Below are 21,971 nucleotides of genomic sequence, written 5' to 3'. Positions count from 1 at the left end.
CCATGAAGATCGCCCTGGATCCCACACCGTTCGTCCGCACCCACAACCTGCTGGAATTTCCGCGGCTCGCCGCTGACCTGGGGTATGAGTATCTCCAGCTCACGCCGCACCCCGACGTGCTGCCCTTCTTCACCCACCCCAAGGCCGACGACGCCCTGGTGGCGGATCTGCGGAAGGCCTGCGCTGAAGCCGCGGTGGAAATCGCTTCAGTCCTGCCCGTGCTGCGCTGGTCCTCCCCGGACGAAAATATGCGCCAGGCCGCCGTCAACTACTGGAAGCGCGCGGTGCAGATCGCCGTCGGCCTCGGTGTTTCTCAGCTGAACACCGAGTTCAGTGGCCGCCCGGAGCAGCCGGAGGAGTCCGAGGCAGCGTTTTACCGGTCCATGGAGGAATTGGTGCCGCTGTTTGAGCGCGAGGGCGTGCACGTGGCCATCGACCCGCACCCGGACGACTTTGTGGAGGAAGGCCTCGCCGCCTGGCGGGTGATCCGCGGCGTCAACTCCCCGAACCTCGGAATGGTTTATGTGGCCGCCCATACCTTCCACATGGTGGACCCCCCGGAGGACATCATTGCCGCTGCAGGGGACAGGCTGCGGGTGGTCCACGTCGCCGACACGATGAACCACACCGCGTCCTCCGGACTGCGGTACATCACCAACCCGCCCGGAAATCGTGTGCGGGTGCACCAGCACCTGAAAATCGGCGACGGCGATGTGGACTGGCCGGAGCTCTTCGGTGCGCTGGCCGGCAACGGCTTCCTGGACCGGCCGGAAACCGTGATGGTGTCGAGTGTTTTCGCCGAAAACGAGAATGCCGCTGAAGTATCCCGCTATCAACTCAGCACCATGAAGGATTTGGTCCGCGGACACGGGGGAAGACACAGAGCGAACCGGGAAGGGACGGAGGAACCATGAGCGCCACCAGCCAGCCCAACGAGGAACTTCAGCCGGACAGTCCGGCCGGAACCGGAACGCCCGGGCCGGTCGATGAGCGGAAACCCAACAGGGCACTGAAGCGGATCGCGGCCGTCAGTACCCTGGGCGGACTGCTGTTCGGTTATGACACCGGCGTCATCAACGGTGCCCTGCCCTTCATGGAGGAGGACCTGGGCCTGACACCTGTCACCACCGGCCTCGTGACCAGTTCACTGCTGGTGGGCGCAGCATTCGGCGCGATCACCGGCGGGAGGCTCGCGGACCGGTTCGGCCGCCGCCGGCTGATCATGGGTCTGGCCGCGGTTTTCCTGCTGGGCACCATCGGGGTCTCCCTGGCGCCGAACGTGGAAATCACGGTGCTGTTCCGGTTCATCCTCGGGCTGGCCGTGGGCGGAGCCTCAGCGATGGTCCCGGTGTTCCTGGCCGAAATGTCCCCGGCCCACCTGCGCGGCCAGATGGTGACCCGGAACGAACTGATGATTGTCTCCGGCCAGCTGCTCGCCTTCATCACCAACGCCGTACTGGGCAACATCTGGGGAGAAAACCTCGGCATCTGGCGCTGGATGCTGGTGCTGGCCACCCTGCCGGCCATCGGCCTCTGGCTGGGCATGCTGCGGGTGCCGGAAAGCCCGCGCTGGCTCGCTTCCATCGGCAGCTTCCCGGAAGCCTTCGAGGTGCTGAAGAAGATCCGCACCGAGGCCACCGCCCGCAGGGAGTTCGACGAGGTCCGTCACCTTGCCCGCGAGGACTATGAAGCAAAGAAGGGGTCCATCCGCGACCTCAACGTTCCGTGGATGCGCCGGATCTTCCTCATCGGCGTTGGCGTGGCCATCTGCCAGCAGATCACCGGCGTGAACTCGATCATGTACTACGGCACGGAGATCCTGAAGGAGTCGGGGTTCGGCACCGAAGCAGCGCTGACGGCCAACATCGCCAACGGGGTGATCTCCGTGCTGGCGACCTTTGTCGGCATTTGGCTGCTCGGCCGCGTTGGGCGGCGTCCGATGCTGATGATCGGACAGCTGGGCACCATAGTGGTGCTCGCCCTGATCGGGCTGTTCTCACTGGTGTTGCCGGAAGGGACCGGCCGGGGATTCGTTATCCTGGCGCTGACCGTCTCCTTCCTGGCCTTCCAGCAGGGTGCCATTTCGCCGGTGACCTGGCTGATGCTCTCAGAGATCTTTCCGCTGCGGATCCGCGGTCTGGGCATGGGCAGCACCGCGTTCATCCTGTGGATGGTCAATTTCGCCGTTGGGTTCAGCTTCCCGGTGCTCACCGCGGCCATCGGGATTTCCGGGACCTTCTTCCTGTTCGCCGGCGTCGGTGTCTTTGCCGTGCTGTTCGTGAAGGCCTATCTTCCCGAGACCCGGGGGAAGTCACTGGAGGAACTCGAGGAGCAGTTCCACGCCCGGGACGCCGTTGCACTGCGCCGGCAGGGACCCGCGGCGGCTCCGGCCCTCGGCTAAGGGCAGGGGGCTTCAGCGGAGGGCTCTCCCTCCGCCGGGGAATCAGGAGGTGAAGGGGAGCCGGGGATCCATCGGCTCGGTGTCCCAGGTTTGCCGAATCCAGCCGTGGTGCGGGTCGTCGCTGATCAGCCATTCCCGGACCCTGCCGGGGCCGGCCATGACGTTGAGGTAGTAGAGATCGTAGCCCGGCACCGCCATCGCCGGGCCGTGCCAGCCGTAGGGCACCAGGACGACGTCGCCGCTGCGCACCTCCGTGCTGACATCAATGGGCCGCTCGTCGGAGGCGTAAACCCGCGCGAATCCGACGGGATCGGCGGTCCCTGAGTCCGGAGCGCCGGCGGCGGTCTGGGTCTCGAAGTAGTAAATCTCCTCGAGGCTGGTCTCGCCGTCCTTTTCCTCGTCATGCTTGTGCGGGGGATAGGAAGACCAGTTGCCGGCGGGAGTAATGACCTCGCAGACGATGAAGCGGTCCGCCTCAAGCGTGCCGGGCGTACCGAAGTTGTGGACCTGGCGGGAGCAGGCGCCGGATCCCCGCAGTTCCACCGGTGTTTCCTCCGCCCTGATGAGCCGGACCGGATAGCCGGCGGAAGCCGGTGCCAGTGCTATGGCAACCCGTCCGCCGTCCTCGGAGGAAATGGTTAGAGAAGTCCGGATTCCTGAATACAGGACGTCCGCAGGTCCGGCAAAGACCGATCGTCTGCCCCGCAGCTCATATGTGGTGCCGTCGATGGTGACCGAGAAGGCGCCCTCGAGTGGAATAACCAGCCGCTCTTCAGCTTCAGCGGCCAACGACACGGAGCTCCCGGGGGCAAGCGCGGCCACCTTGATGCCGGTGTGCGCCCAGCCCGGAACCCGGGCGGCACTGTCGGACGCGCCGAGCGACACCTGCCAGTCGCCGTCGTTCGCGGAACCGAGGGGATAAACCCATTGAGGTGTTTCCGGCATGGTCGCGCTCCTTTTCCTTGTCTCTACGGGCCGGCCGGTTGCCGGAGGGCCGCGGCCGCGTCCAGCAGCACCTCTGCCGCAACCTGGATGCCCTCAACCCGGCCCAGTGAAACATCCTCATGTTCGATGTTCACCGCCATGTCCGGATCCACCGTGTACAGCGCCGCGATGAACGCGTTCCAGAACTCCTGGCCGTGGCCGCGGCCCAGAGCCACGAAATCCCAGGCCGAGTCTTCGGGCCACCGGTAAGCGAACTCATGGCCGCCGAGGTTGGTCCTCTCCTCAGCCGGGTCGATCCGTTCGAAGCGTTCGTCGAGCACGCCGTAAATACGGGCGTAGTCCGGATTGATCCGAACGTCCTTGGCCGCGGCGTGGAGGACCAGGGGGCCGAGGTAGTTGACGGCGGCTATCGGATCCATGCCCTGCCAGAACAGATGCGACGGGTCCATCTCGGCACCGACATTGGTGGTGCCTGCACGCTCGACGAGGCGCTTAAGGGTGGGAGGGTTGAAGACAAGGTTCTGCGGGTGCATCTCAATGGCGACCTTGACGCCGTGGTCGGCAGCCAACGCATCGATCTCCCGCCAGAAGGGCAGCCCCACCTCGTTCCACTGATAGTCCAGGACGTCCAAGGATCCGGAATTCCAGGCGTTGACAATCCAGTTGGGCACCGTGGCGCCGCACTCGCCGCCGGGAAGACCCGACATCGTGACCACCCGTTCCTGCCCCAGAAGGGAGGCGGCGCGGATGGCCTGCCGCAGGTCCTCCGCGTGGCGGGGACCGATCGCCGGGTTTGGGTGCAGCGGGTTGCCGTTGGCGTTCAGGCCGGCCAGGTGAAGTCCGCGTTCTGCAAAGAGGCCCAAGTAGTCGTCACGGGCGGCTTGGCTGGTCAGGATCTGTTCCAGGGGCAGGTGGACCGGAGGCAGGAATCCGCCGGCGTTGATTTCTGCCGCATCCAGTCCGAGCGAAGCGATGACATCAAGGGCCTCTTCAATGCTCCGGTCGTGCAGGACGGCGGTATAAAGTCCGAACTTCACAGGTGCACCCGCTTTCCCTCGGCCAGGGCGGACTGTGTGGCAGCCTGCAGGACTTCCATATTGTGCACTCCGTCATCAAAGGTGGCACAGCGCGGCAGCGACCGGGACTCGTCCAGCCCGGCGACTTCCTCCAGAAAGGCGCGTGCCTGGTAGGCAAAGGCGTCATTCTGGCCAAAACCGGCCCCCGGCGCATCCATCGCGAGGCCGCCGGCCAGGTACGGATGCTCCGGCCCCAGGATGATCTGGGAGAAGCCGTCCGTTGCACCGGCGCCGCGACTGAGGAACAGTTGAATTTCCGCGGGACGCCGCTGGTCAAAGACGGCGGAGCCGTTCTCGCAGAACACTTCAAACGTGAGGGTGTTGGGGTGCCCGGCCGCAACCCGGGAGACTTCGATCGACCCGGACCCCTGGGCGAACTCCATGTTGAACGCCGCATAGTCATCGTTTTCGACCGGAACGGACTCGTCGCTCACGGCGCTGTGCTCGTGACCCATGACTGCGCCAAGTGGTAAGGGTCTTTCGCCGATAACGGTGGCCAGACGGCCGCCCGACACATTGGTGATGGGACCACACAGGAACTCGGCGACGTCGGTGAGGTGGCTGCCGACGTCGGCGAGGGCACCGGTTCCCGGCCCACCGGCGAAACGCCAGCTCATCGGTGCGGTGCGGCTGCAGGCATAATCGGTCCAATAGCGGCCGCTGAAATGCAGTACCTGACCCAGCGTTCCGGAGGTAATGAGCCCGCTGATGTACGCGATGCCGGGGGAACGCCGGAAGGTGAAGCCGAGACGAGCCAGCGGACCGGCCTCCGCAGCGGTTCGAGCCATGCGCACGGCCTCGTCAACGTTGTCGCTGAGCGGCTTCTCGCAGAGCACATGTTTTCCCGCCGCCAGGAGACCCTCCACGATGGGGCGGTGCAGCGCATTCGCGACGACAACCGAGACGACGTCGACGCCGTCGGCCGCAGCGACCGCCTGCCAGTCGCTTTCATACCGTTCGTAGCCGAAGCGGCGGGCTGCTGCAGTGCCAAAATCGGGATTGATGTCCGCAATGGCCGTGAGCCGGAGCGGCGGAAGCGTGGGTTCATACAGTGTCGACGCCGTGCGGTAGGCGGCGGCATGCGCCCGGCCCGCCATTCCAGCTCCGATGACTGCGATGCCGAGTCCTTGGGGCATGAATCCTTCTCCTTTGAAGCGGGCCCAGCCAGTCGGCGCCGGACACTGGAAGATGCGTCGATTCTTGCTATGTCAGTATGTCCTGTCAATACGTGGACTACGACTGAACAAGGGTCATCTCAAAACTGTACGAGTCGCCGCGGTAGACGTGACGGCCCGTCTCCACATTCCGGCCGGCGTCGTCCACGGCTGTGCGTTCCATGGTGACCAGGGCGGCACCGGGTGAGGTGTGCAGCAACTCTGCCTGTTTGGCAGTGGCAACCGTGGCACCCACCCTCTGGGTGGCAAGGCGGAAGTTGACGCCGGCGTTTCGGAGGATTTGGTAGAGACCCTCGCGGCGGAGTCCTTCTTCGGTGATCTCTGTGATGTCGTTCCGGACCCAGTTTTCCATCAGTGCCAAAGGCTTGCCGCCCACGCTGCGCAACCTCTTCAAGTGGTACACGTTGACGCCGTCGGGCATTTCGAGGGCCTGGATAATTTCGGCGTCAGCCGGTCCGTGGCGGAACTCCAGCACCTCAGTGGAGGGCTTCTGGCCGTCCCGCTGCAGATCGTCGTACAGGCTGGACAGTTCCAGCCGACGCCGCACCTGGCTGGAGACAACCTGCGTCCCAACGCCCCGCTTCCGCACCAGCAGCCCGGAGCGGACCAGCTCATCCATCGCCTTGCGCATGGTCGGACGGGACAGGTTTAGCTTGCCGGCAAGTTCGATTTCGTTGTCCAGCCGGGAGCCGTACTCCAGCTCACCGCTGTGGATGGCTGCCTCGATGCCCTGAACCACTTGGTGGTACAGCGGCACCGGGGAGGATCGGTCGATTTTAATGTTGAGTTCCGCACCCATGTGCCGCTCCTTCGCGTACCATCCCCGACATGTCAGGACAAAGACTGTGTGTCGATTGTAGCAGTGACGCCTGTCGCGGCCGTAAGTCCCACTAGATAGGCGGGCAGACGGGCCCGTATCCTGCGCGATGTGTATATGTCCTGACAATCTATTGACTCTGTGAGGCCGGTCGCTATTCTGGACTTCCCGGCTGAAGTGAGGTCCTGGCCTCCGCTGGCCGGCCCTTGGTTCAGGGCGGGGATCACGAAGACAAAGGAGACTCTCGTGTCACACAAGCTTTCCTGGCGGAAACTGGCGGCGGCCGGTGTACTGGTTCCGGCCCTCGTTCTCACGGCGTGCTCCAGTTCGGGAGGACGTGAGCCGGAAACCGGAGGTGAGGGCGGCGGCGAAGTCGCCGGAACCGACCGGATTACGATCGCCCTGATTACCCATGCCGCCCCCGGTGACACCTTCTGGGACATCGTGCGCAAGGGCGCGGAAGAGGCGTCGCAGAAGGACAATGTGGAGCTGCAGTACCTCTCCGATCCCGAAGGCGGCCGGCAGGCGCAGCTCATCGAGCAGGCAGTCCAGCAGGGGGTGGACGGCATCGCCGTCACCCTGGCCAAGCCCGACGCCGTGGCCTCTGCGCTGGAGCAGGCCCAGGCCGCCGGAATTCCGGTGGTGAGCCTGAACGCCGGTGAAGACCGTTCGGCCGAGCTGGGGGCCTTCACCCACTTCGGATCCAACGAGCGCCTGGCTGGAGAAGCCGTAGGCCAGCGGCTGGCAGCTGACGGCTACACGCACCCCGTCTGCGTCATCCAGGAGCAGGGCCACGTCGGGCTGGAAAACCGCTGCGCCGGTGTCCAGGCCCAGGTTCCGGGAACGGAAATCCTCTATGTAACCGGCACCGACATGACCCAGGTGGAGTCAACCGTGACCGCGAAGCTGCAAACAACGGAAGCCGCCGACGTCGTCATCGGGTTGGGTGCCCCGTACACGCTCACCATCCTCAACGCCGTCGGGACCTCCGGCAGCGACGCGAAGGTGGCGTCCTTTGACCTGAACGCTGAACTGGCCGAACGGATTGTCAACGGCGAGGTCATTTTCACCGTTGACCAGCAGCCGTGGATGCAGGGTTACGGCGCAGTTGACGCGCTCTGGCAGCACACCCGCGGCGGATTCCAGATCGGGGAGGGCAGCCGGTCCTGACCGGTCCCACCATTATCGATTCCACGAACGCCGAGCAGGTGGCTGCGTTCGCGGAAGACGGCATCCGCTGACGGACCCAGCCAGCTTCCGGCCCGATACGGGCCGAAGCACAGAGAAAGCGAACGTGACATGGCAAACGCAATTACTGTTGCAGCACCGGTGGCCGACGAGCGGGTGGCCGCCAAAAGCCCGCTGGCCAAGCTGCTGGGACGGCCGGAGATCGGGGCGCTCGTGGGCGCCATTGCGCTTTTCGTTTTCTTTTCGGCCGTGGCGCCGATCTTCCTCCAGCCCGGTTCCATTGCGACCGTGCTGTACGGGGCGTCGACCATCGGGATCATGGCGGTGGGGGTGTCCCTGCTGATGATCGGCGGGGAGTTCGACCTGTCCACCGGTGTTGCCGTCATCAGCTCGGCTCTGATGGCGTCGCTGTTCAGCTGGTATTTCTCAGTGAACGTGTGGGTGGGGGTGGCACTTGCACTAGTGATGTCACTGAGTATCGGTTTCATCAACGGCTGGATCCTGATCAAGACCAAGCTGCCCTCCTTCATCGTCACCCTGGCAACCTTCCTGATGCTCACTGGTCTGAACCTCGGTCTCACCCGGGCCATCGGCGGCAGCGTTTCCACGCCGTCGATCTCCACCATGGACGGCTTCGAGTCCGCCAAGGCGGTGTTCGCGTCTTCGGTAAACATCGGCGGAGTGGACGTGCGGATCACCGTTTTCATCTGGATTGCCCTCGTTGCCGTGGCCTCCTGGACCCTGCTGCGCACCCGGGTCGGGAACTGGATCTTCGCCTCCGGCGGGGATGCCTACGCCGCCCGCGCCGTCGGCGTTCCGGTGGTGAAAACCAAAATTGGGCTGTTCATGGGCGTGGGATTCTGCGCCTGGCTGCTGGGAATGCACAACCTGTTTGCCTTCTCGACGGTCCAGTCCGGTGAAGGCATCGGCAACGAGTTCCTCTACATCATCGCGGCCGTCATCGGCGGATGCCTGCTGACCGGAGGCTACGGCTCGGCCATCGGCGGTGCGATCGGTGCGTTCATTTTCGGCATGGCCAACAAAGGCATCGTGTACGCGGAATGGAACCCGGACTGGTTCAAGTTCTTCCTCGGCCTCATGCTGCTGCTGGCCACCATCGTGAACCTGGTGGTCAAGCGCCGGGCCGAACAGAGTTAGCGGAACGGAGATCGTTATGGACACCTTGGACAGCAGCGCGGCGGCGCGGCCGGCCGGAACACAGGAGGGCGGGGAGGCGGCAGGCGGGCACCTGCTCATGCTCACGGAGGTGAGCAAGCACTACGGCAATATCATCGCGCTGCGCGACGTCACCATGGCGGTCGACGCCGGCCGCGTCACGTGCGTTCTGGGCGACAACGGTGCGGGTAAATCCACACTGATCAAGATCATTGCCGGCCTGCACCCGCACGACGGCGGAACCTTCACCGTGCTGGGGGAGGAACGCCGCTTTTCCTCGCCCCGGAGGCACTGGACCTGGGCATTGCCGCCGTTTACCAGGACCTGGCCGTGGTATCGCTGATGCCCATCTGGCGCAACTTCTTTTTGGGTTCCGAACTCACCTCCGGTGCCGGTCCCTTCAAACGCCTCAACGTGGAGCGGATGAAGGAGATCACCCGGAAGGAACTGCAGGACATGGGCATCGACCTGCGCGACGTCGAACAGCCCATCGGCCAGCTCTCCGGCGGCGAGCGCCAGTGCGTGGCAATTGCGCGCGCAGTGCACTTCGGCGCCAAGGTCCTAATCCTTGACGAGCCGACGGCTGCCCTGGGGGTTAAGCAGTCCGGAGTGGTCCTGCGCTACATCCTGCAGGCCAGGGACCGGGGTCTGGGGGTCATTTTCATTACCCACAATCCGCACCATGCCTATCCGGTGGGGGACAGTTTCCTGCTGCTCAAGCGCGGCCGGTCCATCGGTTACTACGACAAGAAGGATGTCACTCTGGAACAGCTCACTGCCCAGATGGCCGGTGGTGCGGAGCTGGTGGAGCTGGCGTCCGAACTGGAGGAACTGGGCAGCCACAAGGATGTCGTGGCCGAGGTGGAAGCCGAAGTTGCGGGCAGTGAATCCGGACGCGCGTAGAGACCGGGGATCCGGCGGCGCGAAGAGCTGCCGCGGGGGCTCCGGGTGAGGATGCTGCGGCTGGGGCTGGCCGGCGTCGGCCGGATCGGCGTCCTGCACGCCGGGAACCTGGCCGCGTTTCGCGGCCATCCCCGGCTCGGAGGCGGTCGAATCTCCTTGATGATCTCGGACCCGGATGAAGCCCGCGGGAGACAGGTGGCGCAAAGCCTGGATGCGGAGTTTCTTCCATCGGCGGAGGAGATGCTGGCCCGGGGCATCGACGGGCTGGTGATCGCCGCCGGTACGGCAACGCATCCGGAGCTGATCCGGGCCGGAGTCGACGCCGGGGTGCCGGTCTTCTGCGAAAAACCCGTCGCCCTGGATGTTGCCGCCGCACTCCCCGTGCTGGACTACGTGAGGGAGCGGCGGGGAACTGTCCAGATGGGGCACCAGCGGCGTTTCGATGCCGGGTACCTTGAGGCCCGGCGCCGGCTCCTTGCCGGCGAACTCGGGTGGATCCATTCCTTCTCCGCCGTCACCGCTGACATGTTTCCGCCGCCGGTGGAGTTTCTGGCGGCGTCCGGGGGCTATTCCGTGACTGTTCCGTGCATGATTTCGACATCCTCCGATGGCTCACCGGACGCAGCATCGTGGAGGTGTATGCCCGGGGCTCCAACAACGGCGACCCTGGCATTGGCCAGGCCGGCGACATTGACACCGGGCTGGTGGTGGTGACGCTCGATGACGGAACCGTGGGGGCCGTATCGGCCACCCGGTACAACGGCGCCGGCCATGATGTGCGCCTGGAGCTGCGCGGATCCCTGTCCTCGGTCATGGTGGGCCTGGACGGAAGAGCCGCGGTCCGCTCCGCCGAGGCGGATTCCGCCCTGTCCACCCAGCCGCCGTACAGGACCTTCGCGGAGCGGTTTGCTGCCGCCTACCAGGCGGAGATGCTGGCTTTGCGGAGCTGGTCCTGGGCCGGCGCGAAAATCCGTGTCCTCCTGAGGATTCTGTGGCGGCGTCACAGGTTGCCGACGCCGCTCACCTGTCGCTAATGACCGGCGCACCGGTGAAAGTGGCGGGCCGTGGGTGCAGCTGAGGCGGTTGCGGCCAAGGAGATAAATCCTGCCGGCGACGGTGTTGCAGCACCGGCTTCGGGCAGCAGTAGCCGGCTGTCCAGTGTCATAAGCGATCCTTATTCGTGCACCCGTTAGGTGGACTCAATCTCACCCCACTTTGTACTTGAATCCGCGATGCGACCCAACAAATCCCAGGCGTTCATAAAAGCGGTGCGCATCGTGCCGTGCCTCATCAGAGGTGAGTTGCACGAGATCAGCGTCGATCATGGGTGCTGCTGTGCCGGTAACCCAGTGCATCATCGCGGATCCCACCCCGCTTGATCTGCTGTCACTTCGTACTCGAACTGGCTCGACAAGAAGCCGAGTTGCACCGCGTCTTGCCATTCCAGGAATTCGGGTCAGCTGCATGGTCGCCAGAAGCCCGTCCTCATCGTCGACGAGAACGATGATCTCGTTGGATAGATCTTCGATAATCGCCGTTAGAGCAGATCCGTATGCGGGAGCATCAGAGTTCCTAGCCTTGTCACCTCTACCAGCGCTAATCGGATCATCGGCGAGTAGAAGCATAAGTGCTTCAAGATCATCTTCGGAAGCTCTCCGCAGAGTGAAATCCCGGCCCTTAGCACTCAGGGTGACTGGCAAGTTCAAGGTTGTGATCATCCTCGTAGTGTGCCATTACCAATCTGACAACCTGTCGGCACAAGGATCCTCCACAGGGCGTCAGGGCCCTACATCCATTTCTTGTATCGGAAGATGATGAACAATGCGACGCCGAGTGTGACCATGGCACCAATCGCCAGTGGGTGAGGTGGTCTGCGACGTCCTGCAGATATGCCTGCAGGGGGTCGGGGACCTCGTAGCGGCCGAATCCTTTGCGGAGGGTAGTTAGGACGTCCGCCATGGATGAAGTGGCGTGCTGCAGGTCGATGACTTCCTGACTCAACCGGTAGATACGTTCGGTAACGGCAGCGTCTCCTCTGAAGACCTGGCGTTCAATCCGTTCCTTATCGATGGCCAGTCCCCGCAGAACCGGGGTGTAACCATCGACAATGGCGTCGAGGAGTCGGTAGGCGACGGCTTCAGGGCCGAGGTTGAGCAGATGCTCATCGTCGAGCAGTGTTCGTCCTCCCCGGTCACCGATATCAGTGGAACTGTCGGTCATGGTTGCTTCGTCAGTGCCGTCGATCCACCGTTTGTCCTGGCAGAGGACGGCGATGGCATCAGCTTTCACGAGGACGTGGAACTCGGAGAAGTCGACGTCCTCGGCGGCGTCGTTGTAGCGGGCGGAGCGTACGACCATGAAGAGGGCCGCCAACCCGAACGCGGTGTCATTCATCATGACGTTCACGCAGGGGACGACCCTTGTCGGCTACCCGAAAGCACACCTGTTCGTTGAGGCGCGCGGGGCCGACGACATGGACCTGTTCGTCCTGATCCAGAAGCTCAACCGTTTCGGCACACCCTGCAAGCCTTCACGGTCCCGAACCACAGCCCCATGGCCCACGACCTCACCGACCACGGTGCGACGATCCTCCGGTACAAGGGCTCCGATGGGCGCCTTCGCGTTTCGGCCCGCCATCTCGACGCGGATCTCTCGACCGAGGACGTACCAGCGCACTCCTTTGACCGGGTCGAAAAGCTCAAGGCCGGTGAGATCGTCGAGATTGACATCGATCTACTGCCCCTCGGCCTGGCGTTCCACCCGGGTGAGCAGTTGCGGTTCATCATCAGCTCCCGGAATCTCCTCGGCACTCTCATGCCGGGCATCCGGGAGTACGTCGGCGCGAATGCGGGAACACATGTCATCCACACCGGCGGCGAGCACGCCTCCTACCTCCGGCTCCCGCTTCAGAGGTGACACAGTCACCCGGAACGGCTTCAAGGCAGATATGCCCTCCGTCTGGATATGCGGGCAAAGCAACCAACCCAACAAACCCGACCAACCATGGAAGCGGATTTTTTGTCACTCCGCGCGGCTCCGGTCCCGCATCCCCAAGTGCCAGGTTCGGCCGCTGAAAGGCCCGCATCGGACTGGGTAAAGGACAGTCCCCACGGCGCACGCCCCTATTCGGGCGGGCAGAAAAAGCTCGCGTTGCTCCACACGGTCGGCAATCAAAATATGGCAGGCAGCTTCTAATAACCCTGGCGGCCATATTAGCGGCCCGTCTCAACAGCCCGTCTCAACAGCCGATTGTCATGCGGAGCGCTGCACGACCGGGCGGTTGCCTATTCTGAACATATTCAGAATAATGGAGGCATGAGTACTGAAGCCATCTCCCACACGGCGACTTCATCGGACCTGTCCCGCAACCCGGGCCAGGTGTTTCGTGCCGCCGACCACGGGCCGGTCACGATTACCCGGCGCGACGGGGAACCCCTGACACTGCTTCCCTCCCGTATTGTCGAGCGAGAGCATGAAGCCCTCCGGCTCGCCTCCCACCTGGTGGCGGCCTCGCTGGCTCCGGGGAGGAGAGCTTCACGACTCGACTGCTGGGCCCCTTCCCCTGGCTGGGTTTCCTGCCCGGGGAACAGCGAGAGGCTTTCGCAGCGGAAATCGTTGAGGTCGCCCGTGCCTGTGCCGCGATTTCCAGTTTCGACCGGCTCTTTATTGTTCTCGCCGAGTGGAAAGCTACTGCCGAGGCTGTCGCTGCCGGCTACACCCACGAGGATGATCTTGATTGGCTGGATGAACCAGGAACCGTCGAAGACCCCCGCGGATGAGCCCGAGGCAAACATCCGTACCCCGCCCGCTGCGGCGCAGCGAGTACCAGATCACCTTCGGCACCAGCAACGCCCAGAAAGGCTGGACGGATGTTCTGGCCACCCAGCGCAATGCCGTCGTGGCCGCTTGGGAACGCCTCACGTCCGATCCGCTGGCAGATGACACGACCTGCCATGGGATGAAGGGCGACTTGGAATTCATCGCCCGCGCAGGAAAGACGCACCGGAGGCGACAGTACGAATTGAACAACGGAGCCCGGATCTGGTTCTACGTCCATGAGCAGTCAGTGGTCCTTACTGACGTCCATACTCATCACCCGAACAGCACAAAGTAATCCCCTATAGCTTTGCGCCGCTAGGTTATGCCGCTCCGGGTGCTGTGGTGGACGCACCCGGATGAACGCGCAAACCCGCCGGCTGTGGAGGTGTCCGCTAAGGACCGGCTTGCGGGCGCGCGAAAGACACCGATATCCCGGCGAAGCAAGTTCACCCCGGAGAGCTTCTTCCTGGCCCGGTTCAGGGCCACGGCGTGGTGACCGGTCTTGCCGACGTCCAGGCCAAGGAAAACGTCGATGCTCTCTAACTCCAGAACCTATTCGCAGTGAGACTGACGGTGTTGACTGGTCAGGGGCGGCAGGAGTCACCAACCCCCGGTTTGGAAGCAACAAGAAGGCCGCGGTCGCGGTGGAGATTCCCGCCCCCGACCCGGCGGCGGCGCCAATGGGCGGCTTTGATCCCCCGGGTTGTGCCTTTTAGCGGAGCAGCAGTCCACCGGCTGCGCCAAGGAAGCTCACCAGACCGGCACCGAAGCCAATGACGGTCCCCATGTTTGTCGAGCCGGTTTGGGAAGCCGGTGAACAGGATGGGTTAACCTACAGGGCACTCGACGTCCGCCCAGACAAACACAGGTAAGTGCTGGTGTCCATGGAACCAGCACATGGGGAGGGTCGAAGGGTCAATGAGCGCCATCTAGGTGGCCGCGGTGACTGACGGTGACAACACAGCGATCTTGGGTGGCCTCGTCCTCGCGCAAGTGCGTGGGACAGAGGCGGCTTCGAGGTAATGCTGGAGGGCACCGGCGCAGCACGGCGATGCGCCACGGATCCAGGCCCTTGGTCCACATGTAGAACCACTCTTGGCGGGACCAGAGCTCGCCCTGAGCTCACTTCAGCCGGCCGAAAGCCTCCAGCAGCCGGGTCACCGAGCCGCCCAGATTCCACTCGTCGCCGAGCCGCTCCAGCTCGGCCCGCGCGCCCCCGGTGATCGGACGCAGCTGCGCCCCGGCGTCGTCGAGCGTGGGAAGATCCAGGTCGCGGACCACCCGCACCACGGTCGGGGCCACTGCCAGATAGTCGGCGGCCGCTGTCAGCTTTGCACGCATGGGAGCGGACAGTCCGCTCTGCGGATCTTCCGCTGCCGCCAGCAGCGACTCCAGGGAACCGTACTCGCCCAGCAGCGACGCCGCCGTCTTTTCGCCGATGCCGGAGACGCCCGGCAGCCCGTCGGAGGCATCCCCGCGCAGGGTGGCGTAGTCCGCATACTGCACCGGCAGCACCCGGTACTTCTCGACGATGGGCGCCTCCGTCAGCACCTCCAGATTCTTCATGCCGCGGGCGGTGTAAATCACGCGGACTGCACGCTCGTCGTCGATCAGCTGGAACAAGTCCCGGTCGCCGGTGACCACGTCCACCGGCATGTCCGCGGTGCTGGCGTAGGTGCCGATCACGTCGTCGGCTTCATGTTCCGGAGCGCCGACGACGGCGACGCCGGCCAGTTTCAGCGTGTGCAGGATTATCGGGATCTGCGCCTCGAGCGGATCCGGCACGACCTCGACGTCGGGCCCGGCCGGCACCACCTCGGCGACCCGGTGGGTTTTGTAGCTGGGGAGCAGGTCCACCCGCCACTGGGGCCGCCAGTCGTCATCCCAGCACGCGATCAGGTCCGTGGCCCCGTAGTCAGTGGTGAGCCGGGCAATCATGTCCAGCAGTCCGCGCACCGCATTGACCGGGGTGCCGTCGCTGCGGCGGATCGTGTCGGGCACACCGTAAAAGGCGCGGAAATACAGGGAGGCAGTATCGAGCAGCATCAGTCGCCGGGGCATACGCTGATCCTTGCACGAATCATGTAACCGCGGGAGGGCCGGGTTCCGGGCTGTGCAGCGCGGGGCCGCCGGTGACCCGACGGAAACAACGTCACGGCCCCGGAGGATGGTCCGGGCTGTGGGTTGGACACAGCGGAAAGGGTGGAGGGATCACGGTGATTACCAGCGCTGGAATCCTGCTGTACCGGCGGCCCTCCGCCGGTCTTGAGGTGTGGATCGGGCACATGGGCGGGCCGTTCTGGGCGCGGAAGGAGGCCCACGCCTGGTCGATTCCCAAGGGGAGTACCTGGAGGGCGAAGAGCCGCTGGCGGCGGCCCTGCGCGAGTTCGGCGAGGAAGTGGGTTCGCCGGCGCCCGACGCCGAATACGCCTTGCTGGGCACATTCCGGCAGTCCTCGAAAAAGTCGATTACCGTGTTTGCCGCTGAGGCCGGGTTTGCGCCGGACCGGATCGATAGCAACACCTTTGCGCTGGAGTGGCCGCCGGGTTCGGGCAAGGTGCGGGAATATCCGGAGATTGACGATGCCGGGTGGTTCCCCGAGTCCGTGGCCCGCACCAGGCTGGTCAAGGGACAGGTGCAGGTCCTGGATGCGCTGCTGCGCAGCCTCGGCGGGCCTTCGGCAGGGATCTGAAAAGTTGGCAACCGGAAGGACGCAGCCATGAAAATGGGGGTCATCGGAGCGTGAGGCGTGTCATTGGGCCGCGATGCCGTAATCATCGCGCTGTAAAGCGGGCTCCGTGGAAGAGGTCTTGGCGGCAGGCCCTGCAACAGCCCAGTTTTCCAGATCACCTCATGGAGAATGACGCTTCTGTCCCAGGTGACGACGCAGTGCGATAAAAAGCGCCGCGGGTAGAGCTCCCGGGGATGGGCGATGGCGTCATCAATGACGCGGGCCGCGTCGATGGACGCCGACATTTGCTAATGAGAATCATTTGCATTTAGGTTGTAGTCATGTCGATTTCTAAACCACCACTTGCACTGTCCGCGGCCCTTTCCGCGGCACTTCTTTTATCCGCATGTTCCTCCGCCGCTTCCGGCGGTTCGGACGGCTCCAAGCCCTCGGCTGCGGGTTCTGCCTCCGCAGCAGCATCCGACCGGCATCACACCGAAGGGGAAGGCCAGACTGAGGTTGCGGCGCTGGTGCCCCGCGCCGTTCTCACGTACAACGGCGGCCTGATGACTGTTGACACCGAATCCGGTGAGGTCCTTGCCACCACCGACAAGGAGGGCTTCCTGCGCATCAACAACGCCGGAGACGGGCGGCACGTCATGGTCAGCTCCACCGGGGGGTTCAGCCTCTTCGATTCGGGTCTGATTGTTCAGGGTCATGGGGACCACAACCACTACTTCGAGAGCGCACCGGCTCTCACCGGGGAAACCGTTGAGGCTCCTGAGCCTGGCCACGTAGTGGTCCATGACGGTAGAACCGCTCTTTTCTCTGACGGAACCGGCGCTATCACGGTGATGGACTCCGAAGCCATCACCGATGGCGAAATCAGCGACGACGAGATTGAGGAATACTCCACCGACAGCGCTCACCACGGTGTGGCCGTTCCTCTGTCCAGCGGGGATCTTCTTCTCACGCAGGGCACCGCTGACGCCCGCGACACCGTTCAGGTGCGGTCCCCGGAAGGCGATGTGATCGCCGAAACCACTGACTGCCCCGGCGTCCACGGGGAAGCCGCCGCCGCACCCACGGCTGAGGGCGATGTGGTCGCGCTCGGCTGCGAGAACGGACCTGTTGTCTTCCGGGACGGCGAGTTCCATAAAGTCCCTGTCGAAGAGGACTATCAGCGCTCGGGTAACCTGTTCGGCCACTACGCATCATCGGTCATCCTCGGCGACTACAAGGTGGACGCCGATGCTGAGAAGGAACGCCCCACAAGGATCGGCCTGTTTGACACACTGTCCGGCTCGGTCACCACGGTGGATCTCGGGTCCGCCTACTGGTTCCGCTCACTCGCCCGCGGCGCCGACGGCGAAGCCCTGGTCCTGACCTACGACGGACAGCTTAACGTCCTTGATGAGGAGACCGGCCAAATGATTCACGAGATCGATGTGGTTGGCGCGTGGGAAGAGCCGGATGAATGGCAGTCACCGGGCCCGATCGTCAAGGTGGGCGCGGACGGATTCGCCTACGTGACTGATGCCGCCGCCCGGAAGCTCCACGTCGTCGACGTCGAAGCCGGCACTGTCCTGGATAGCTTCGACCTGCCTGAGGCACCGACCGAGCTCGTTGTCGTCACCGGCGGCCCGGAGTCATCAAGCCACGAAGGCCACGACCACGCGGATGAAGAGCACGGGCACTAGGACACGATGAGGATACCGATGACGGCCTTACCGCGCCGCTCACTAGTAGCACCCGCTGCAGTATTCACCCTGGCTCTTTCCGCCTGCGGCTCGGGCGGGGGCACCGCTGGCGGCAGCGGCAGTGAAACAGCTGTGAAAGCGTTAGCGTCTTTCTACCCCCTGCAATTTGTCATGCAGACCGTCGGAGGGGACGCCGTCGACGTCGGCTCCCTAACGCCTCCGGGCGCGGAGCCGCACAACCTGGAGCTCTCCCCGGCCATGGTCGGGGATCTGGGTGAAGCCTCGGTGGTGGTGTATTCGTCCGGCTTCCAGCCCGCGGTTGATGAGGCAATCGAACAGACCAATCCGGACCACGCCATCGATGCTGCCGAGTCAGCGAATCTGCAAAACGCTGACGGATCCAGTCTCAGCGAAGGAGCGGGGAACAGCTCGGCGGATCCACATTTCTGGCTTGATCCCAACCGGTTGGCTGCGGTCGCTGAGCAAGTCGAAGTAACTCTCAGCGACGTCGATCCCGAGAACGCGGCGACATATGGAGACAATGCGGACCAGCTCATCCAGGAACTCTCGGCCCTGGATGAGGAATATACCGCCGGCCTAGCCGCGTGTGAGCGGGACACGATTGTCGTGTCGCACGAAGCCTACGGATATCTGGTCACGCAGTACGGCCTGCAGCAGATGGGCATTGCGGGAATCGATCCCGAAGCCGAACCTGCTCCCGCGCGAGTGGCGAAGATCCAGCGGGTCGTCGACGGTGAAGATGTGTCAACGATCTTTACCGAGTCGCTGGTCAACCCCAAGGTCGCCGAAACCATAGCCGCCGACCTCGGGATCCAGACCGCGGTGCTGGACCCGCTGGAAACCTTGGCCGATCCCAGTACCAACTACCTCGTGGTGATGCGTTCCAACCTGGCCGCCTTACGTGAGGCGCTCGGCTGTGAATAGTCAGACTAAGGCTGCGCCCGCGGTCCTCCTCGAAGATCTCTCTGTCGACCTCGGGGCTGGTGCAATCCTCAGCGGAATCAACCTGCAGGTAGCCGGCGGTGAGACAGTGGCACTTCTGGGCGCTAACGGTTCGGGTAAGACCACCTTGGTGAAGGCGCTGATGGGTTTGGTCCCGCTCAGTTCCGGGAGCGCGGCCCTGTATGGCTCCGATGTCTCGGCCCGGAGCACGGTCCCGTGGTCACGTATCGGATATGTGCCCCAACGCGTCAACTCAAGTCCTTCGATGTCGGCAACGGCCGAAGAGGTCGTAATGTCCGGGTTGCTCAGCGGCCGGCACCTACGTCCGGGGCCGGGGAGCCGGGACCGAGCGCGGAATGCCCTCGCGGAGGTGGGTCTGGCCGAGCGTGCAGACGAGAGCGTGCACTTGTTCTCCGGTGGACAGCAGCAGCGTGTCCTGATCGCCAGGGCCCTGATCCGTCAGCCGGGGCTGCTGATCGTGGATGAACCACTATCAGGCATCGATCGAGCGTCCAAAGCTGCGCTGGCTGCCAGTCTGCAGCGCCTACGCGGCGCCGGGACAACCATCGTGGTGGTTTTGCATGAGCTGGCCGAACTCGGCAGCATGATTGAGCGTGCCGTGGTCCTTGATCAAGGAAAAGTACTCCAGGATGGCCCGCTTCACGGTTTCGCGGCAGGGATGCATAAATGAGCGCGGATTTCTGGGATACGTTCGCGGCAATGCTCGCAAGTCCGCTAATGCAGCGCGCGCTGATAATTGCTGTGCTGGTCGGAACGACGGCACCGGTGATTGGGACCTACCTGGTGCAACGCAAGCTGGCCCTCGTCGGTGACGGCATTGGGCATGTTGCGCTCGTAGGGGTCGCAATGGGCTGGCTGGTCGGCGCGGCGGCGGGCAGCACATCAGTGGACGCTTGGGCCGTACCCGGGGCGATCGGCGCCTCCATCACTGGAGCTCTCATGATCGAATACGTCCGAGGGAAGGGCAAAAGCAGCGCTGACGTGGCCCTTGCCCTTTTGTTCTACGGCGGAATCGCCGGCGGCGTGCTCATCATCGGCCTTGCCGGGGGCACCTCAGCTAACCTCACCGGGTACCTCTTCGGCTCCATTTCCACGGTGGATCAGCTCGATGTCTGGTTGACCGGGGGCCTGTCAGTGCTCATTCTCGGCGTCGGTCTGGGACTTCGACCGGCGCTCTTCGCCCTCTGCCACGATGAGGAATTCGCCCGGGCAAGCGGGCTCCCCGCCCGGAGCCTGAACATTCTTGTCGCAGTCACTGCAGCACTGACTGTCGCGATTTCCATGCGGGTGGTGGGAGTGCTCCTGGTGTCGGCGCTAATGATCGTACCGGTGGCAGTCGCGCAACTGATCGCCACTTCATTCCGCCACACGATGGCATTGGCCATGGGTATCGGCGGAACCGTCTGCGTTATCGGACTATCCATCACGTACTTCCACCCACTGTCCCCAGGCGCCACGATCACCATGACCTCGATTGCTCTCTACGCGGCTCTCGCAGTGTTGCGGCCTGTCATTCGACCCTTGCACAGGCACGCGAAGCCACACTGGCATAGAAGTGAAAAAACGCACGTGTGAACTATTGCCTGTTGATGATGCCTCATTCGACCTGATCCTCAACCGCCACGGCTACCTAAATCTTGAGGAGTTCCGCCGGGTGCTAACCCTGGGGGATTTCTGCTGACGCAGCAGGTTGGACTATTAAATGACCTCGAGTTCAACGAAGCACTGGGGATCCCGGCATCAGCTAACATCAATGCGCCAGCCTCTACTCAAGAGCTTCAAGACATCATAAGCCGGGCGGGATTCGTCAACTGCCAAGTGATCGAAAAGCTGGTATCAACGCGTTTTCTCGATGTGGGAGCTGTCGTGTTCCAGCTGCGGGCGGTTCCCTGGCAAGCACCTGGTTTCGATGCCGTGAGTCACCGCGAGCATCTCTGGCGCATTCACGAGCAGATCGCACAAACCGGTGGGTTCGAAGTTCGCAGCCGGCGTTTCCTCGTCAAGGCATCCAGGCCCATGGAGTCGGTATACGCCGGAAACAGCACGGAAGCCAGCGCCAGATAAGGGTGTGCCCCTTCAGCCCTGCTGGAAGGTGACGTGCATGAGCGGGCTGCCGGTCATCCACTCTTCGATGGGCTGGACTCGCTGAGAGATGTAGGCGCGGTGCAGCGGCTGAGTGGTGAGGTAGATCTTGTCGTGGACTCGATAGAACCAGATCTCGATGCGGCGTTTGCGCCCGGTCTTCGCCCCGATGGTCGTGATCTCGACAGTGCGCGCGGCGGCCGACGACGACGGAGTGATGGCTAGGGCGTGCTCGATACGTTCATCCATTACAACAGCACTCCACCGGACACCTCGATGCGCTCACCTGTTGCCCAGCGGAACTCGTGGGACGCCAGGGCAGAGATGGCGTCCGCGATGTCCGCTGGGTCGCCCACCCGCCCGAGAGCGGTTTGGCTGGACAGCGCGGCGCGCATGTCTTCGCTGTCGCGCATGGCTCCACCGTTGAAGTCGGTTGCGGTCGGTCCGGGGGCGATCGAATTGACCCGGATACCCCGCGGACCCAGTTCGACGGCGAGGCTCCGGGTAAGTGCCTCGAGTGCCTTCTTCGATGCCGCATACACGGAGGTGGCCGGGCTGACGTGGCGGCTGAGTGAACTCGAGACGTTCACGATGCTTGCTTCCTCCGACAAATGGGGCAGGAAGGCCTGGATGACGAAGAGTGGACCACGGACGTTGACGGCGAAGGTGGTGTCGAAGTCTTCTGCCGTGATGGCGCCCAGCGGTGCGAACAGTCCCACCCCGGCATTGTTGACCAGCACATCAATAGTGCGGGCGTTCCACTCCTGCCTGATCCCGGCGAGCACCGCGGCGCGGGCCGCCTCGATGGAGGACAGATCTGCGACGTCCAGCTGGACGGCGAAGGATTCGCCGCCCATTTCAAGGATTTCGTCCACGACCTCGCCCGCACCGCCCCTCGAGGCGGCGACGACGTTGATCTTGTTCCGGGCCAAAGCGAGCGCGGTGGCCCGGCCGAGTCCACGGTTGGCTCCGGTTACCAAAGCAATGCGGGTCATGTCGACTCCTATAAGTAAATGGATACTTACTTGTAAACT

19 protein-coding genes and 5 pseudogenes are annotated in these 21,971 nt (G+C 63.7%); 15 read left to right on the top strand and 9 right to left on the bottom strand.

Annotation, left to right across the window (positions count from 1 at the left end; all coding sequences use genetic code 11):
- Positions 1 to 2: 2 nt before the first annotated feature.
- Entirely contained in the window at positions 3 to 914 is a 912-nt protein-coding gene (locus tag OL239_RS12110; RefSeq protein ID WP_268909168.1) for a sugar phosphate isomerase/epimerase family protein, read from the top strand.
- Positions 911 to 2,401 carry a sugar porter family MFS transporter gene (locus OL239_RS12105; protein ID WP_268909167.1) on the top strand — a complete coding sequence of 497 codons (1,491 nt, stop codon included), beginning with the start codon at positions 911 to 913 and terminating at the stop codon, positions 2,399 to 2,401. The genes OL239_RS12110 and OL239_RS12105 overlap by 4 nt, the downstream gene beginning before the upstream one ends.
- Positions 2,402 to 2,443: 42 nt before the next feature.
- Here the strand turns inward: OL239_RS12105 and iolB are convergent, their stop codons facing one another.
- The 4 genes from iolB to OL239_RS12085 all read right to left on the bottom strand — a co-directional run bounded on the left by iolB (position 2,444) and on the right by OL239_RS12085 (position 6,396).
- Positions 2,444 to 3,346, bottom strand: a complete 903-nt coding sequence (iolB, locus tag OL239_RS12100; protein ID WP_268909166.1) for a 5-deoxy-glucuronate isomerase — start codon at positions 3,344 to 3,346, stop codon at positions 2,444 to 2,446.
- 23 nt (positions 3,347 to 3,369) lie between these two features.
- Positions 3,370 to 4,383, bottom strand: a complete 1,014-nt coding sequence (locus OL239_RS12095) for a sugar phosphate isomerase/epimerase family protein (RefSeq protein WP_268909165.1) — start codon at positions 4,381 to 4,383, stop codon at positions 3,370 to 3,372.
- On the bottom strand, positions 4,380 to 5,558 hold the full coding sequence (locus OL239_RS12090) for a Gfo/Idh/MocA family protein (RefSeq protein ID WP_268909164.1): 1,179 nt from the start codon (positions 5,556 to 5,558) through the stop codon (positions 4,380 to 4,382). The genes OL239_RS12095 and OL239_RS12090 overlap by 4 nt, the downstream gene beginning before the upstream one ends.
- 97 nt (positions 5,559 to 5,655) lie before the next feature.
- A complete protein-coding gene (locus OL239_RS12085) occupies positions 5,656 to 6,396 on the bottom strand; it encodes a GntR family transcriptional regulator (RefSeq protein WP_268909163.1) in 741 nt (246 codons plus the stop codon).
- A gap of 264 nt (positions 6,397 to 6,660) precedes the next feature.
- Here OL239_RS12085 and OL239_RS12080 point away from each other — a divergent pair.
- The 4 genes and pseudogenes from OL239_RS12080 (at position 6,661) to OL239_RS12065 (ending at position 10,759) form a co-directional block, all read left to right on the top strand.
- Positions 6,661 to 7,655, top strand: a pseudogene (locus OL239_RS12080) (substrate-binding domain-containing protein).
- 58 nt (positions 7,656 to 7,713) lie between these two features.
- Positions 7,714 to 8,760 carry an ABC transporter permease gene (locus OL239_RS12075; protein ID WP_268909162.1) on the top strand — a complete coding sequence of 349 codons (1,047 nt, stop codon included), beginning with the start codon at positions 7,714 to 7,716 and terminating at the stop codon, positions 8,758 to 8,760.
- Between the two features lie 97 nt (positions 8,761 to 8,857).
- Positions 8,858 to 9,681 (top strand): annotated as a pseudogene (locus tag OL239_RS12070) (ATP-binding cassette domain-containing protein).
- A gap of 51 nt (positions 9,682 to 9,732) precedes the next feature.
- Positions 9,733 to 10,759, top strand: a pseudogene (locus OL239_RS12065) (Gfo/Idh/MocA family protein).
- A gap of 127 nt (positions 10,760 to 10,886) precedes the next feature.
- On the opposite strand, the gene OL239_RS12060 reads toward OL239_RS12065, so the two are convergent.
- Together OL239_RS12060 and OL239_RS12055 are read right to left on the bottom strand one after the other, a co-directional pair.
- Complete coding sequence (locus OL239_RS12060) at positions 10,887 to 11,306, bottom strand: GNAT family N-acetyltransferase (RefSeq protein WP_329609212.1); 420 nt, start codon at positions 11,304 to 11,306, stop codon at positions 10,887 to 10,889.
- Positions 11,307 to 11,358: 52 nt separating this feature from the next.
- Complete coding sequence (locus OL239_RS12055; protein WP_268911752.1) at positions 11,359 to 12,078, bottom strand: CorA family divalent cation transporter; 720 nt, start codon at positions 12,076 to 12,078, stop codon at positions 11,359 to 11,361.
- On the opposite strand from OL239_RS12055, the pseudogene OL239_RS19565 reads away from it, so the two are divergent.
- The 3 genes and pseudogenes from OL239_RS19565 to OL239_RS12040 all read left to right on the top strand — a co-directional run.
- A pseudogene (locus OL239_RS19565) lies at positions 12,038 to 12,142 on the top strand (hypothetical protein); the annotation flags it as partial. The gene OL239_RS12055 and the pseudogene OL239_RS19565 overlap by 41 nt on opposite strands.
- Before the next feature lie 92 nt (positions 12,143 to 12,234).
- Positions 12,235 to 12,597, top strand: coding sequence for a CocE/NonD family hydrolase C-terminal non-catalytic domain-containing protein (locus OL239_RS12045; protein ID WP_268909160.1), 363 nt, complete (start codon positions 12,235 to 12,237; stop codon positions 12,595 to 12,597).
- An 859-nt stretch (positions 12,598 to 13,456) separates the two neighbouring features.
- Entirely contained in the window at positions 13,457 to 13,795 is a 339-nt protein-coding gene (locus OL239_RS12040; RefSeq protein ID WP_268909159.1) for a hypothetical protein, read from the top strand.
- Between the two features lie 827 nt (positions 13,796 to 14,622).
- Here the strand turns inward: OL239_RS12040 and OL239_RS12035 are convergent.
- On the bottom strand, positions 14,623 to 15,561 hold the full coding sequence (locus tag OL239_RS12035; protein WP_268909158.1) for a 5'-3' exonuclease: 939 nt from the start codon (positions 15,559 to 15,561) through the stop codon (positions 14,623 to 14,625).
- Between the two features lie 224 nt (positions 15,562 to 15,785).
- On the opposite strand from OL239_RS12035, the pseudogene OL239_RS12030 reads away from it, so the two are divergent.
- The 6 genes and pseudogenes from OL239_RS12030 (at position 15,786) to OL239_RS12005 (ending at position 20,919) form a co-directional block, all read left to right on the top strand.
- Positions 15,786 to 16,192, top strand: a pseudogene (locus tag OL239_RS12030) (NUDIX domain-containing protein).
- Positions 16,193 to 16,512: 320 nt separating this feature from the next.
- Positions 16,513 to 17,871 (top strand): hypothetical protein, encoded by a 1,359-nt coding sequence (locus OL239_RS12025; protein ID WP_268909157.1) that lies wholly within the window; start codon positions 16,513 to 16,515, stop codon positions 17,869 to 17,871.
- Positions 17,872 to 17,877: 6 nt separating this feature from the next.
- Positions 17,878 to 18,816 carry a metal ABC transporter substrate-binding protein gene (locus tag OL239_RS12020; protein WP_329609211.1) on the top strand — a complete coding sequence of 313 codons (939 nt, stop codon included), beginning with the start codon at positions 17,878 to 17,880 and terminating at the stop codon, positions 18,814 to 18,816.
- Positions 18,794 to 19,525 carry a metal ABC transporter ATP-binding protein gene (locus OL239_RS12015; protein ID WP_329609210.1) on the top strand — a complete coding sequence of 244 codons (732 nt, stop codon included), beginning with the start codon at positions 18,794 to 18,796 and terminating at the stop codon, positions 19,523 to 19,525. The genes OL239_RS12020 and OL239_RS12015 overlap by 23 nt, the downstream gene beginning before the upstream one ends.
- On the top strand, positions 19,522 to 20,430 hold the full coding sequence (locus tag OL239_RS12010) for a metal ABC transporter permease (protein WP_268909154.1): 909 nt from the start codon (positions 19,522 to 19,524) through the stop codon (positions 20,428 to 20,430). The genes OL239_RS12015 and OL239_RS12010 overlap by 4 nt, the downstream gene beginning before the upstream one ends.
- A gap of 243 nt (positions 20,431 to 20,673) precedes the next feature.
- Positions 20,674 to 20,919, top strand: coding sequence for a hypothetical protein (locus OL239_RS12005; protein WP_268909153.1), 246 nt, complete (start codon positions 20,674 to 20,676; stop codon positions 20,917 to 20,919).
- Positions 20,920 to 20,931: 12 nt separating this feature from the next.
- On the opposite strand, the gene OL239_RS12000 is transcribed toward OL239_RS12005, so the two are convergent.
- On the bottom strand, positions 20,932 to 21,186 hold the full coding sequence (locus OL239_RS12000; RefSeq protein WP_268909152.1) for a hypothetical protein: 255 nt from the start codon (positions 21,184 to 21,186) through the stop codon (positions 20,932 to 20,934).
- Positions 21,186 to 21,932, bottom strand: a complete 747-nt coding sequence (locus OL239_RS11995) for an SDR family NAD(P)-dependent oxidoreductase (RefSeq protein WP_268909151.1) — start codon at positions 21,930 to 21,932, stop codon at positions 21,186 to 21,188. The genes OL239_RS12000 and OL239_RS11995 overlap by 1 nt, the downstream gene beginning before the upstream one ends.
- Positions 21,933 to 21,971 lie beyond the last annotated feature (39 nt).

This window comes from Arthrobacter sp. ATA002, from assembly GCF_026898095.1.
Lineage (GTDB): Bacteria > Actinomycetota > Actinomycetes > Actinomycetales > Micrococcaceae > Arthrobacter_B.
This window is presented reverse-complemented; position numbering and strand designations above follow the sequence as displayed.